The following is a 13,868-nucleotide window of genomic DNA, read 5'->3' on the forward strand; positions in this document are numbered from 1 at the left end:
CGTGCCCATGGCGACTCAGTGGCCGCCCTGCTTTTTCCGCTGACGGGCATTGCGGGCGAACATGTTGAGCACCTCCACCAGCGCCGAGAAGGCCATCGCGGCGTAGATGTAGCCCTTCGGCACATGGTAGCCCATGCCCTCTGCGAACAGCGTCATGCCGATCATCATCAGGAAGGCCAGCGCCAGCATGACGATGCTCGGGTTCCTCTCGATGAAGTTCGCGAGCGGCTTTGCCGCGACCAGCATGACGGTTACGGCCACAACGACGGCGACGATCATGATGGGGACGTGTGGGGTCATGCCGACGGCGGTGATGATACTGTCGACCGAGAAGACGATATCCAGCAGCAGGATCTGGCCGATCGCTGCGGTAACGCCTCTTGTTGCTGATGAAACAATGAAATCCTCGTTGTGATCGGCCGGATCGACGTTGTGATGGATTTCCTTCGTCGCCTTCCACAACAGGAACAGACCGCCGACAAGCAGAATGATGTCCTTCCAGGAGAAGCCGTGACCGAACAGTTCGAAGACCGGCGTCGTCAGCGTAACGATCCAGGCAACCATGCCGAGGAGGGCAAGTCGCAGCACGAGGGCAAGGCCGATGCCGACCTTGCGTGCTCTCTCGCGATGCTCAGGTGGCAGCTTGTTGGTGAGAATCGAGATGAAGATGAGGTTGTCGATCCCGAGGACCACTTCCATCACCACCAGAGTGATGAGGGCCACCCAGGCGGCCGGGTCCTGAACGAGCATCATAATGTCTTGCATCGGCGTTTATCCCCTTGCGCCACACAAATTGACGCTCGCAATGTACGGACGCGGCCTGCCTTGGCAAGCGCGCAAGGGGATATACGAAAGCAAGGCGCGTTTTATTCCTTTATGGGAATCCAGATTTCCGTCAGGCCCATGCCGGTATAGGGGTCGAAGCGGTCGTCGTAACGCTCGAACATGTCGGGCATGTTGCCGAACTCCATGCCTGCGTTCGGCATCCAGCTCCCGAAAATCTGGTGCATCGTAGCGGGAATGCCGGAGACGTGGCCGCGATGAGCAAAGACCGCATACCGCTGACCGGGTATCTTCAACGTGGCAAAGCCGTCCGGCAGGTCGCTGCTGTCGTCGACAGCCACGGCCGCCATGTAGCGGAATTTCTCTGTCTCTCCCTCGATGTGCGTGCAGACGCCATAGGCGACATTGCCGACCTGGCCGGGAATGCTGCCGAAATGAACATTGAATTTTTGCCAGAGCGAGGGAATCGCGGCATTGCCGCCATAGGGATATGTCTCCTGCAAGCCGGCAAATAGCATCGGCGGCAAGGTTTCAAATCGTGGCGGCTCGAGTTCGGGAAGGCGGGCGGGATCCATTCTGATCGGCTCCAGTAGTGCGAGGTTGCGCGTGTGCCCCTGCTTGCGGACGGCCTCAGGTGTCAGGCCGAACTGGTCGCGAAAGGCGCGAGTGAATGCCTCGTGCGAGCCATAACCCGCGTCGAGGGCAACCTCGAGAATGCTCTCCGGCTGATCGACGAGCGTCCGTGCCGCGCCGCTCAGACGGCGGGCGCGGATATAGCCGCTGATCGAATGCCCGGTGACGAGTCCGAAGACGCGCGAGAGGTGGTAGCGCGAAAGGCCGGCAACGTCCGAAATCTCTTCCAGAGTAATGTCGTTGCCGAAATGACTTTCGATGAACCAGATCGCACGTCCGACGGCGCTCATTTCTTCTCCCTGGCTGCATTCCCTTCATAGCGAAGGGCAGCAGGCCGCGTTTGATCCCTGTTGCGGGATTCTGGCGCGGACGGAGAAAGAAATCAAAGGTGTGGGTTCAGGATCGCTTCTTGGTGCCGTACGCGGCGGTGAAGACGCGGATGGCGCCGTTGACCACGCGATCCATCTCCTCGCGCGGAGGAGGGGCGTCCATGTCGCCGAACAGCCGCAGCTTGAAGAAGCTTCCGCCGCAGAGCTCCAGGAACTGGCGGGCGGCAAGCTCTATGTCGTCGATCTCGAAACGGCCGGCCTCGACCTGGCTCGTCAGGAAGTCCTTCAGCACCGTCCGGATGTTCTCGGGGCCGGTGAAAAAGCGCTGACAGAGATGCGGCATGCGGTCGCGGACGCCGATGACCGTACGCATCGCATTGATGACCTTATCCTCGGTCAGATGGCTGACAAAGGTCATCCCGAAGTCGTGCAGCGCAACGTCGGGATCATTGGATTCCTTGAGAGTATTGCGCACGCTGGCGACGAACGCCGCGCGCTCGCTCTCCATCATCGCGGTGAAGAGCTCTTCCTTGTTGGCGAAGTAGACGTAGAGCGTTCCTTTTGAAACTCCCGCCTCGCGCGTTACATCGTTCATGCTCGCGGCATCGAAGCCAAGTTTCATGAAAACGCGGCGGGCGCCGTCGAGAATTTGTTTGCGCTTGGCAGGGTCTTCGCCCGCGGCCCATCGGCCGCCTGTCGAGGGAAACTCATCCACGCGCGTATCGGAAAGCTCTGTCATAGCTCCTTAACCATATCCGCATCAGCGAACTTTTCGTTAATAAAATCGAACCGGGTGGTTCGATACAGCTTGATATGAATGGAAAAAGGTTCTATGTCAACTGAACCGAACCGTTCAGTTCGATTAAATTCACTCAATTTGCCGGTAGTCGCCCATGTCGTCCAGTCCAAAAGCCAATGTTGCCCGCATCGTCAGCGAACCTGCTGAAACCGAGGGCAAGGCTCAGGAAGCAGCAGTCCCCACCGCGGAAGCACCGCGCGCGCCGCAGGCTCCTGCCGACACGCAGGCCGTTCCCGCTGAGAAGAAGAAAAAGCGCAGTCTTGCCCTGCCAATCATCGGCCTTGCGCTGCTCGCAGGCGCCGCATGGTACGGCTACGATTGGTGGACGACGGGCCGTTTCCTGGTCTCGACCGACGACGCTTACATCGAAGGCGATATCGCGACGATCTCGCCGAAGGTTACCGGCTATGTCGCCAAGGTGAACGTCGTTGCCAACCAGAATGTCAAGGCCGGCGACGTTCTGGCCTCGCTGGACGACGGCGACTACAAGCTCGCCCTCGATCAGGCGGTGGCTTCTCTCGATACCGAAACGCTCTCGCTGCAGCGTATTGACGCGCAGATTGCCGGTGGTCAGGCAAGCCTCGACCAGGCCAAGGCCCAGAAGAAGGCTTTGGAAGCCACCGTTCGCGGTGCGCAGATCACACAGACCCGCGCCGCGGAACTGCAATCCAAGTCTGTCGGTACGACCGCTAACCTCGACGCCGCGAACATTGCTCTCGACCAGGCAAAGGCAAACCTGATTGGCGGTGATGCGGCGATCGCATCCGCGGAAGCAAATGTAACGCTGCTGCAGGCGCAGCGCCGCGAGGCCGAAGGCACGATCCGCCAGCTCGAGCTTGCGCGCGACAAGGCTGCCCGCGATCTCTCCTTCACGGTCCTGAAAGCGCCCTATGATGGCGTCGTCGGCAATCGCTCGGTGCAGGAGGGCGATCTGGTGTCGCCCGGCCAGCGTCTGATGGCGCTCGTCCCGGTTCGTCAGCTCTTTATCGACGCGAACTTCAAGGAAACGCAGATCCAACATCTGGTGCCGGGCTCCAAGGTCAACGTGCATGTCGATGCTTATGGCGACCATCCGATCGTCGGCACGGTTGAATCGATTTCGCCGGCTTCCGGCTCCGTCTTCTCGCTGCTGCCCCCGGAAAACGCCACGGGCAACTTCACGAAGATCATTCAGCGCGTGCCGGTTCGTATCTCGCTGCCGCAGGATGCTCTCGACAGCGGTCGCCTGCGCGCAGGCCTGAGCGTGGTTGTTGATGTCGACACGCGCACGGCGCCGGATGCGACCAAGTAAATCCTGACGAGGTAGGCCGATGGCCGCGAGCGCAACAGTTGGAACCGTTCCGGCCACTCCAGCGGCCACGGATCATATGGATCCACGCAAGCTCATCGCGTTCTTCGCGATGGTGCTCGGCATGTTCATGTCGATCCTCGATATCCAGATCGTGTCGGCATCGCTTGCCGAAATCCAGGCTGGCCTCAGCGCTGGTTCGGACGAGATCGGCTGGGTGCAGACCTCCTATCTGATCGCCGAAGTCATCATGATTCCGCTGTCGGGCACGCTCGCGCGCATCGTCTCGACACGATACCTGTTTGCGGCTTCCGCTGCTGGCTTCACCATGGCGAGCGCGCTCTGTGCTACGGCGACGAACATCGACCAGATGATCGTCTACCGCGCCATCCAGGGCTTCATCGGCGGCGGCATGATTCCGTCGGTCTTTGCGGCAGCCTTCACGATCTTCCCGCCCTCCAAGCGCAGCATCGTCTCGCCGATCATCGGCCTGATCGCCACGCTTGCTCCGACCATCGGCCCGACGGTCGGCGGCTATCTCAGCCACGCCTTCTCGTGGCACTGGCTGTTCCTGGTCAACATTGTCCCGGGCATCATTGTGACGATCGTCACTTGGAATTTCATCGATTTCGATAAGCCGGAATTCGCGCTGATCAAGAAGTTCGATTGGTGGGGCCTGTTGTCGATGGGCGTCTTCCTCGGCGCGCTTGAGTATGTGTTGGAGGAAGGCAATTCCAACGACTGGTTCAACGACAGCTATATCTTCATGGGCGCGATCGCCTCTGCAATCGCTGCCGTTGTCTTCTTCTATCGGGCCTTCACCGTTGATTTCCCGGTCGTCGACCTGAGGGCCTTCACGAACCGAAACTTTGCCTTCGGCTCCGTGTTTTCCTTCGTCATGGGTATCGGCCTCTATGGCTTGACCTATATCTACCCCGTCTACCTCGGGCGCATTCGCGGCTATGACTCGCTGATGATCGGCGAAACGATGTTCGTATCGGGCCTCGCGATGTTCTTCACCGCGCCAATTGCCGGAAAGCTATCGACGAAGATGGATCTGCGGCTGATGATGGTGATCGGTTTCGCCAGCTTCGCGGCCGGTACCTACATCATGACGCATCTGACCCAGGACTGGGACTTCTACGAGCTCCTCATTCCGCAGATCTTCCGCGGCTTCGGGCTGATGATGTGCATGGTGCCGATCAACAATATCGCGCTCGGCACGATGCCGCCGGCCCGTATGCGCGGCGCGTCGGGCCTCTTCAACCTGACTCGTAATCTCGGCGGCGCCGTGGGGCTGGCGATCATCAACACCGTGCTGACGAACCGGCAGGATGTTCATTACGAGCGGCTGCGCGAGAATATCGATTGGGGAAATCCCGCCGCGATCGACCAGATGAACAACATGGCGGCGAACTTCGACGCCTACGGCATGGATGGCGCGGTTGTTGCCATCAAGCAGATGGTCGGGCTCGTGACGAAGCAGGCAATCGTCCTGTCCTTCAGTGATGTTTTCCTGATGCTGACCGTGCTGTTCCTGGCGATGATCCTGGGCGTCGCGATGCTGGACAAGCCTGCACCCCAAGGCGGAGGTGGTGGCGGCGGAGGCCACTGACCACTCTTGAAATCAGGGTTTAGGGCCGGCCTGGGACACCACGCCGGCCCTCATTTTTTGCATAAAGATTTGACGTGAACGGAAACGTTTGCAGTTTTTGATTTACGTACATCAAATTTGGAGCTAAAGGTCTCGTCAGGAGGAGAGATGAGACCAACAGTCCACGATATCGCTGCTGCGGCAGGCGTCAGCCTGGCAACCGTTGACCGGGTTTTGAACCAGCGGCCGGGCGTGCGTCACGTGACGCGCGAGAAGGTCGAGAACGCCATTCGCGAGATCGGCTATGTCAGGGACGTTGCCGCTGCCAATCTCGCCAAGGGCCGGACCTATCCGCTCGTGTTCATCCTTCCGACCAGCGACAATTCTTTCATGCATGGGCTGAATGACGAGGTGCAAGCCGCGATTGCGCGGTCGTCCGTGGAGCGAACGCAAATCCGCACCGTCGAGGTGCCGGCGTTCGATCCGGGCGCGCTCGTCGGGGTTCTGGACGAACTTGGAGAAGAGCGGCCTTCGGGGGTCGCGCTTGTCGCCACCGATGCGCCTGAGGTGCGCGACGCTGTCGATCGGCTGGTGAAGGACGGTATTCCCGTCGTGACGCTGGTTTCGGATCTCACCGGTTCGCAGCGGCATCACTATGCCGGTGTCGACAATATTGCCGCCGGACGCACAGCCGCACGGCTGCTGGGGCGTTTCTTGGGCGGCAGCAAGGGGGAGGTCGCGGTGCTCGCCGGCTCGATGCTGGTCCGCGACCATCGCGAACGCCTCGAGGGTTTTGCTGCCGTCATGGCCGCGGAGTTTCCATCGCTCTCCATCCTTCCCGTCATTGAGGGGCGCGACGATCCTGACATGGCGCATATGCTGGTGGCGGATGCGTTGTCGAAGAAAAGCGGCATCATCGGCGTCTACAGCCTCGGCGCCGGTAATCGCGGCCTGATCAAGGCACTGAAGGAAAAGGCGGTCGACCGGTCGCTGACGGTCGTCGCGCACGAATTGACGGCCCATACTCGCGCCGCGCTCCTTGATGGAACGATTGATGCAATTCTGAACCAGAATGCAGGCCATGAGGTGCGCAGCGCTATCCGCGTCCTCAAGGCGAAGGCGGACGGACTTTCCGTCATCGAGGCGCAGGAGCGCATCCGCCTCGACATATTTCTGAAAGATAATCTGCCGTAACGGCAAAGGGAGAAACACATGTATCTGGGTCTCGATCTCGGAACCTCCGGCGTCAAAGCCATGCTGATCGATGGCGATCAGAAGATCATAGGCTCGGCCAATGGTTCGCTCGACGTCTCGCGCCCGCATTCCGGATGGTCGGAGCAGGAGCCCTCGCACTGGATCCGCGCGACGGAAGAGGCTGTAGCCGGGTTAAAGGCAAAGCATCCGAAGGAACTCGCCGCCGTGAAGGGCATTGGCCTTTCCGGCCAGATGCACGGCGCAACCCTGCTCGATGCCGAGGATAAGGTGCTGCGCCCCTGCATTCTGTGGAACGATACGCGCTCTTATGTCGAGGCAGCCGCGCTGGATTCCGATCCGCGTTTCCGCAGGCTGACCGGCAACATCGTTTTCCCCGGCTTTACCGCGCCAAAGCTTGCCTGGGTCGCCAAGCATGAGCCGGAAATCTTCGCCAAGGTCGCCAAGGTGCTGCTGCCGAAGGACTATCTGCGCCTCTGGCTGACCGGCGAGCACATTTCGGAAATGTCGGACTCTGCCGGCACCTCGTGGCTCGACACCGGCAAGCGCAAGTGGTCATCAGAGCTTCTTGCGGTCACCGGCCTCGATGAAAAGCAGATGCCTCATCTGATCGAAGGCACGGAGCAGGGCGGCAAGCTGCGCGGCGAGCTGGCCAGCAAGTGGGGAATCTCCGGAAGTGTCGTCGTTGCCGGCGGCGCCGGCGATAATGCCGCTTCCGCCTGCGGCATGGGCACGGTCAGCGATGGCGCGGCCTTCGTGTCGCTTGGCACCTCGGGCGTTCTCTTCGCGGCCAATGCGGCCTATTTGCCGAAGCCGGAAAGCGCCGTGCATGCGTTCTGCCATGCTCTGCCGAATACCTGGCATCAGATGGGCGTCATCCTCTCGGCGACGGACGCGCTGAACTGGCACTCCAGCGTCACGGGACAGTCGGCGGCTGACCTGACCACTGAACTCGGTGAAACGCTGAAAGCGCCGTCGGGCGTCACCTTCCTTCCCTATCTCTCGGGCGAGCGCACGCCGCACAACGATGCCGTCATCCGCGGTGCGTTCATCGGCCTCGAGCATGAGAGCAGCCGCGTGGTGCTGACCCAGGCTGTTCTCGAAGGCGTGTCCTTCGCGATCCGCGACAATCTCGAAGCGCTGCGTTCTGCGGGCACGGATATTTCCCGCGTCACCGCGATCGGCGGCGGCTCGCGCTCGCGCTATTGGCTGGCCTCGATTGCTACGGCGCTCGGTGTGCCGGTCGACCTGCCGGCTGACGGTGACTTCGGCGCAGCGTTTGGCGCGGCCCGCCTCGGCCTGATCGCCGCGACTGGCGCAGATCCGGTTGCGGTCTGCACACCACCGAAGACGGCGGGCACGATCGAGCCCGTCGCGGCGCTCTCCGGCGCTTACGAAGATTCCTACAAGCGCTATCGCGCTCTCTATCCGGCGATCAAATCGCTGCAGCACTGAACCCAGAACAACAATCCCGAAACCCAAGGAGACATGGACATGAGCACCGGATTTTTCGGCGACATCCAGAAGATCAAATATGAAGGCCCGGACAGCAAGAACCCGCTGGCCTTCCGCCACTACAACAAGGACGAAGTCGTTCTCGGCAAGCGCCTGGAAGATCATCTGCGCTTCGCGGTCGCCTACTGGCACACCTTCGCCTGGCAGGGCGGCGATCCCTTCGGCGGCCAGACTTTCCTGCGCCCCTGGTTCGAAGATACGATGAAGGCCGCCAAGCTGAAGGCCGACGTTGCGTTCGAACTTTTCCAGTTGCTCGACGCGCCCTACTACTGCTTCCATGACGCCGACGTGCGCCCGGAAGGCAAGAACTTCGCCGAAAACACCAAGAACCTGAACGAGATCGTCGACTACTTCGCCGAAAAGCAGGCCGCATCAGGCGTCAAGCTGCTCTGGGGTACCGCGAACCTCTTCTCGAACCGCCGCTTCATGTCGGGTGCGGCCACCAACCCGGATCCGGAAGTCTTCGCCTACTCCGCCGCGACGGTTAAGACCTGCATGGACGCCACGGCCAAGCTCGGTGGCGAGAACTACGTTCTCTGGGGCGGCCGCGAAGGCTATGAGACCCTGCTCAACACCGACCTCAAAAAGGAACTCGACCATCTCGGCCGCTTCCTCAACCTCGTCGTCGAGTACAAGCACAAGATCGGCTACAAGGGCACGATCCTCATCGAGCCGAAGCCGCAGGAGCCGACCAAGCACCAGTACGACTACGACGTCGCGACGGTCTACGGCTTCCTCAAGAAGCACGGCCTCGAAAACGAAGTGAAGGTCAACATCGAACAGGGCCACGCGATCCTCGCCGGCCACTCCTTCGAGCACGAACTGGCACTCGCGAACGCGCTCGGCATCTTCGGCTCGATCGACATGAACCGCAACGACTACCAGTCGGGCTGGGATACCGACCAGTTCCCGAACAACGTTCCGGAAATGGCGCTCGCCTACTACTACGTCCTGCAGGGCGGCGGCTTCACCACCGGCGGCACCAACTTCGACGCCAAGCTTCGCCGCCAGTCGCTCGATCCGGAAGATCTGCTGATCGGCCATATCGGCGGCATGGATGCCTGCGCCCGCGGTCTCAAGGCTGCTGCCAAGATGATCGAGCACAAGGCTCTGTCCGGCCCGCTCGATGCCCGCTACGCCGGCTGGGATTCGGCCGAAGGCCAGAAGCTCGCCCGCGGCGAATACTCGCTCGAGCAGATCGCCGAGTGGGTCGAAGCCAAGGACATCAACCCGCAGCCGAAGTCCGGCAAGCAGGAACTGCTCGAAAACATCGTCAACCGTTACGTTTAATCGGCGGTTGATTGTGGAGGAGAGGGCCGGGAGCGAGAGCTTGCCGGCCCTTTTTCGTTGATGGGGACGGCGCGCGGTCGTCGCCTTGACGATTCAGGCGAGATAGGGTGCCAAGGGTACACTGCGGGCGGCCGGATGGCGATCTGAAAAGAAGGGCATGGCTACGATGGCCTATCTCAGACAGGGCATGCTTGCCATAGCAGCGATGTTGGCAGCGGCGATATCTGCAGGGGCAGCTTCCCCCCAGCCCTGCGTGCAGGATACCTTCGGAGGGGAGGCCTATATCGTCTGCACCGTCGAGAAAGAAGAAGGCGATCTGCGCTTGTTCTGGAAGAACGCGGATGGAGAGCCTTATCGGGATTTCTCCAGCGTCGCCGAGGCCGTTCGCAACAAGGGACAGACCTTGGCGTTCGCGGTCAATGCCGGCATGTATCTGCCTGATTTTTCGCCGATCGGCCTCTATGTGGAAGACGGCCAGGAATTGCGGCCCGTCAACCGCACCGAGAGAGACGGCGCCGCCTCGGGTCCCGTGCCGAACTTCTATAAAAAGCCGAATGGCGTGTTCTTCATCGATGGCGCCGCCACCGGAATACTTCCGACGCAAGAATTTTTGAAACGCCGGTCGGAGGTCCGGTTCGCCACCCAGTCCGGTCCGATGCTGGTCATCGGCAACAAGCTGAACCCGATCTTTATCGTCGGATCGACGGACCGCACCCGTCGTGGCGGGGTCGGCATCTGCGCCGATGGCGCGGTGCGCTTCGCAGTCAGTGAAGACAGGGTGAATTTCCACGACTTCGCGCGCTTGTTCCGCGATCATTTGTCCTGCCCGAATGCGCTGTTTCTCGACGGTGGCCGCGGTGTCGGGCTCTACAGTCCGGCCCTTGGGCGCAACGACAAATCCTGGCATGGCGGGTTCGGCCCTATGTTCGGGCTGGTGGAGTGACGCAGGGGCTGCGTCGCGTTCGAAGCGGTCGGATCATCCCGATATGCGGTTGCCAAATCTCGGCGTCATCCTACTTGGCCTCGGGACCATAACACCCGGAGGCGATGCCGTGTCCAAAGCCGACCTTGCTGCCGTCTATCGAGACTACATCGCCTGTCTGAACCGCCAGAATTGGACGGCGCTCGACCAGTTCGTTCATCCCGATGTTCACTACAATGGAGCGCGAATCGGGCTGTCCGGCTATCGCCAGATGCTGGAGGGCGACTTTCTTGCGATTCCGGACCTACATTTCGACATCGATTTCCTGATTTCCGAGCCGCCCCGCGTGGGAAGCCGCCTGCGGTTTGATTGCACGCCGAAAGGGCTCCTGTTTGGCATGCCGGTGAACGGCAAGAGGGTCTCGTTCACTGAAAACGTGTTCTATGAGTTCCGGGACGGGCGGATCGAGGAGGTCTGGTCTGTCATCGACAAGGCGGCAATCGCATCGCAGCTGCAGCAATGACGCCGCCGCTTCAATCATTCGCGCTTGCGCAGCCAAGGCTCGAGAGCGTAGACCGCCTTGCTGCGAACGGGGGTTGATAAATGAGCGACAGTGAACGTGATTGGAGCGCCGCCCTCGTGCAGGCCGTCGCCGATAGTCCCAAGCGCGACAACAGCGCCTATCACGCGGCCATGGCCGAGGCACGCCAGGCGTTTGAAGCCGCCGAGGCTGCTCTGGGCGGGCCGGTGCAGGTCAAGACGAAAACCAAGATGAAGCGAAGCGGCGAATACGTCGTGAAATGGGTGTTCAAGCGGGTGAAATGACCTGCCGGCGGTTGGTCGGACGACCGAGGAACGCTTGCCTAGAGATGGTCTGCGGACGTATTCTTGGCTTTCGCGAGCCTGCCCCAGCGCTCAGCCGAGGTTGAAGGCCCGGCGAGAGGGAGGATATCATGAAGATCGCATCGATATTCGCAGTCGGCTTGATTGGATTCTGCGGGGCTGCATCGCTCGCTCTGGCGGAGGATGCGCACACTATATTCGCTCCCGGTGATATCAAGTGGGTCGAGGCCCCCAAGGTGCTTCCGGCCGGAGCACAAGCGGCGGTCTTGTTCGGCAATCCCACCAAGAAAGGCTTGTTTGCGCTTCGGCTAAAGGTGCCGTCGGGATATGCGATCCCGCCGCATACACATCCTGGCTATGAAGTTGTGACGATCCTATCCGGGACTGCCAAATTTGGCATGGGCAAAACCGCTGATCGGAGTGCCACGAAGGCACTGGCTGCGGGTAGTTTCTTTGCCCTGCCGCCGGGCACGGCGCATTTCGTCTACTTCGACGATGAGACCGTACTCCAAATCAACACGAACGGCCCTTGGGGCATCAAGTACGTCAACCCGGCGGATGATCCCCAGAAGTCGCAATAGCCAGTTGCCGGGTGAATGCCAATTGCTCCCGCCGCCAAGCGCGGCGGGACGTCCCGGCCGGTGTCGGATGGCGGCGTCACGTTGCCTCTTGGCGCGGACGGTGGGAGAACCGGCGCGCCTTCCAATGCAGTCGTTACGCCGTGGGCAAGGCCGCAATCACTTCGTCGGTCGTCAGGATCGCATGTGCGAAGGTCGGCGCGCTGAGCTCGTGTGCGGCGTGCATCAATTCATGCGAGAAGGCGGCCGTCGCATCGCGCACGAGAGTCACGTGATAGCCAAGCTCCATGGCGTAGCGGGCGGTCGTATCGATGCAGGTATTGGCCAGCAGTCCGACCACGATCACGTGGGTGATGCTCTTCTGCTTCAGTCGGAAATCCAGGTCGGTGTTGGCGAAGCCGCTTTGCCCCCAATGTTCCTTGGCGACGATGTCGCCAGGTTTCGGCGCAAAATCCGGGTGCCATTCGCCACCCCATTCGCCGCGCGCGAACTGGTGTTGGTGCATGATCCGTTGTTGGGTGGGGTTGGGATGATCCCAATCCTCATAATCACCCGGCTCCCACCGCCGGTGCGGGGCGATGGCCACCTGAATGCCCGCCGCGCGTATGGCGCCATCCAGCCGGCGGAGGTTATCGAGAAGCGCGACCTCATCGGCGATCGGCTTGAGGCGCGGATAAACCTTCCCGCCCTCGGACAGGAAGTCGTTGAAGGGATCGACGAGGAGCAAGGCGGTCGTTTGCTTGCTGTAATTCGGCTTTGACATGACTGTCTCCAATAAGCTGAGGTGTTTCGGGACTTAGTTGCGAAGTGCGGCACGCTCGATGCTGGCCGCAAAGAGTGGCGTTTCGCCCTTGTTGTGCGCAATCGACATCGGCTGACGCTGTGCGCGAAAGACGTCGAAAGGAATGCCCTGCCTATCGAGAAAGGCCTTGAATTCTTCCGTTGCTCTGGACCGAACGTGGTTCGTGAATTCGCAGGTCTGATCGTCGATTCGTTTGACGCTGAGTTCCCAAAGCACATGGATCGTCGTGCGGCCTGTCGGCGTGACTATATCCGAAACGGATTCCAGGATCAGGTGATCCTTTTCACCCAGGGTCTCGACATAGTGCTGAACCATCAGGCTGCCGCCGATCGTCTCGACATTGATCGACATGCGCCTACCGTCGGGGGCCGTCGTAAAGCCGGCGGCGATGTGTGCCGGAGAGCAGCGTTGGTACTCGTCTTCGGGGAGCGTGAAGCACCATTTCGGAATGTCGACCTTCTCGATCGGTGCGTTGATGACGGCGGTAAAGCTTGAATCGACGATTTCATGATCACTCATGACGGGTTCCTTTCGCTGCTGGATGAGCTTGATTTCGGCGCGACGTCGCCACGCAACTCCTTTGAGTGGGCAGTGCTATGCGCCTGCATTGCCGATGCTCCTGCTTGGGCCATGTCGCTCCTTTCAGCGCGGGCCAGATGGCCGGTTGCGCTTGCTTTAATGACTCCTTATATTAACTATGAAAATCATATCTACAAGTAACTATGAAAAAGAAAGTTACGCTATGGAGAAAGATTCTGCACCAGACACGCTGTGCCCGGTTGCTCGCTCGGAGGCGGTTGTCGGGGATCGTTGGACCGTGCTTGTTCTGCGCGAGCTGTTCATGCGCAGTCACCGGTTCGAAGAAATTCAGGCGCAAACTGGCGGGACCCCGCAGATGATCGCAACGCGCCTGAAGTCATTGGAAGCCGAAGGCATTGTGGAGCGCCGTCGCTACAGCGAGCGGCCGCCGCGCTACGAGTATCACCTGACGGAAAAGGGCGAAGCATTCTACCCGGTGATACTGGCGCTGCGCGCCTGGGGCGAGACCTGGCTGAAGTCGGGTGACGAAGGCCGCGCCGTGCAATACACGCACCTTTGCTGCGGCAAGCCGGCGGGGCTTGGGCCGACATGCGAATCGTGCGGCCAGCCGATAAGACGGGAAGATTTGAGTACTGAGCTCAATCCGGCCTATCAGCGCGAACGGGACGCGCGATGGGAGGCATTCAAGGGCAGTCGATGATCAATGTTTGATTGTATCGACGGTGCGGACGCTACGCCGT

At 60.6% G+C, this 13,868-nt stretch carries 16 protein-coding genes; 11 read left to right on the forward strand and 5 right to left on the reverse strand.

The window, feature by feature from the left end; all coding sequences use genetic code 11:
* Positions 1–15 precede the first annotated feature (15 nt).
* The 3 genes from C934_RS0109680 to C934_RS0109690 all read right to left on the reverse strand — a co-directional run bounded on the left by C934_RS0109680 (position 16) and on the right by C934_RS0109690 (position 2,484).
* Positions 16–765, reverse strand: a complete 750-nt coding sequence (locus tag C934_RS0109680; protein ID WP_018856519.1) for a TerC family protein — start codon at positions 763–765, stop codon at positions 16–18.
* 101 nt (positions 766–866) lie between these two features.
* The gene (locus C934_RS0109685; protein WP_018856520.1) at positions 867–1,706 is read right to left on the reverse strand and encodes an AraC family transcriptional regulator; all 840 of its coding nucleotides are present in this window, start codon (positions 1,704–1,706) and stop codon (positions 867–869) included.
* 106 nt (positions 1,707–1,812) lie between these two features.
* On the reverse strand, positions 1,813–2,484 hold the full coding sequence (locus C934_RS0109690) for a TetR/AcrR family transcriptional regulator (protein ID WP_018856521.1): 672 nt from the start codon (positions 2,482–2,484) through the stop codon (positions 1,813–1,815).
* Between the two features lie 154 nt (positions 2,485–2,638).
* Here C934_RS0109690 and C934_RS0109695 point away from each other — a divergent pair, with 154 nt between their 5' ends.
* The 9 genes from C934_RS0109695 (at position 2,639) to C934_RS0109735 (ending at position 11,789) form a co-directional block, all read left to right on the forward strand.
* On the forward strand, positions 2,639–3,835 hold the full coding sequence (locus tag C934_RS0109695; protein ID WP_018856522.1) for an HlyD family secretion protein: 1,197 nt from the start codon (positions 2,639–2,641) through the stop codon (positions 3,833–3,835).
* 19 nt (positions 3,836–3,854) lie between these two features.
* Positions 3,855–5,447, forward strand: coding sequence for a DHA2 family efflux MFS transporter permease subunit (locus C934_RS0109700; protein ID WP_018856523.1), 1,593 nt, complete (start codon positions 3,855–3,857; stop codon positions 5,445–5,447).
* A 147-nt stretch (positions 5,448–5,594) separates the two neighbouring features.
* A complete protein-coding gene (locus C934_RS0109705) occupies positions 5,595–6,620 on the forward strand; it encodes a LacI family DNA-binding transcriptional regulator (protein WP_018856524.1) in 1,026 nt (341 codons plus the stop codon).
* An 18-nt stretch (positions 6,621–6,638) separates the two neighbouring features.
* Positions 6,639–8,093 carry a xylulokinase gene (gene xylB / locus C934_RS0109710; RefSeq protein ID WP_018856525.1) on the forward strand — a complete coding sequence of 485 codons (1,455 nt, stop codon included), beginning with the start codon at positions 6,639–6,641 and terminating at the stop codon, positions 8,091–8,093.
* A 39-nt stretch (positions 8,094–8,132) separates the two neighbouring features.
* Positions 8,133–9,443, forward strand: coding sequence for a xylose isomerase (gene xylA, locus C934_RS0109715; RefSeq protein WP_018856526.1), 1,311 nt, complete (start codon positions 8,133–8,135; stop codon positions 9,441–9,443).
* A 166-nt stretch (positions 9,444–9,609) separates the two neighbouring features.
* Entirely contained in the window at positions 9,610–10,386 is a 777-nt protein-coding gene (locus tag C934_RS0109720) for a phosphodiester glycosidase family protein (protein ID WP_026371711.1), read from the forward strand.
* 109 nt (positions 10,387–10,495) lie between these two features.
* Positions 10,496–10,888: an ester cyclase gene (locus C934_RS0109725; protein WP_026371712.1), complete on the forward strand. Its 393-nt coding sequence runs from the start codon at positions 10,496–10,498 to the stop codon at positions 10,886–10,888.
* A gap of 80 nt (positions 10,889–10,968) precedes the next feature.
* On the forward strand, positions 10,969–11,190 hold the full coding sequence (locus C934_RS0109730; protein WP_018856529.1) for a hypothetical protein: 222 nt from the start codon (positions 10,969–10,971) through the stop codon (positions 11,188–11,190).
* A gap of 128 nt (positions 11,191–11,318) precedes the next feature.
* Complete coding sequence (locus tag C934_RS0109735) at positions 11,319–11,789, forward strand: cupin domain-containing protein (protein WP_018856530.1); 471 nt, start codon at positions 11,319–11,321, stop codon at positions 11,787–11,789.
* A 133-nt stretch (positions 11,790–11,922) separates the two neighbouring features.
* On the opposite strand, the gene C934_RS0109740 is transcribed toward C934_RS0109735, so the two are convergent.
* Both C934_RS0109740 and C934_RS0109745 read right to left on the reverse strand, forming a co-directional pair.
* Positions 11,923–12,549: an isochorismatase family cysteine hydrolase gene (locus C934_RS0109740; RefSeq protein ID WP_018856531.1), complete on the reverse strand. Its 627-nt coding sequence runs from the start codon at positions 12,547–12,549 to the stop codon at positions 11,923–11,925.
* A 33-nt stretch (positions 12,550–12,582) separates the two neighbouring features.
* Positions 12,583–13,107 carry a hypothetical protein gene (locus tag C934_RS0109745; protein ID WP_018856532.1) on the reverse strand — a complete coding sequence of 175 codons (525 nt, stop codon included), beginning with the start codon at positions 13,105–13,107 and terminating at the stop codon, positions 12,583–12,585.
* Here C934_RS0109745 and C934_RS34630 point away from each other — a divergent pair.
* Positions 13,096–13,308 carry a hypothetical protein gene (locus C934_RS34630; RefSeq protein WP_156828743.1) on the forward strand — a complete coding sequence of 71 codons (213 nt, stop codon included), beginning with the start codon at positions 13,096–13,098 and terminating at the stop codon, positions 13,306–13,308. The genes C934_RS0109745 and C934_RS34630 overlap by 12 nt on opposite strands.
* Positions 13,309–13,330: 22 nt before the next feature.
* Positions 13,331–13,828 carry a winged helix-turn-helix transcriptional regulator gene (locus C934_RS0109750; RefSeq protein ID WP_018856533.1) on the forward strand — a complete coding sequence of 166 codons (498 nt, stop codon included), beginning with the start codon at positions 13,331–13,333 and terminating at the stop codon, positions 13,826–13,828.
* Positions 13,829–13,868 lie beyond the last annotated feature (40 nt).

The organism is Rhizobium sp. 42MFCr.1 (assembly GCF_000377185.1).
Classification (GTDB): Bacteria; Pseudomonadota; Alphaproteobacteria; order Rhizobiales; family Rhizobiaceae; genus Rhizobium; species Rhizobium altiplani.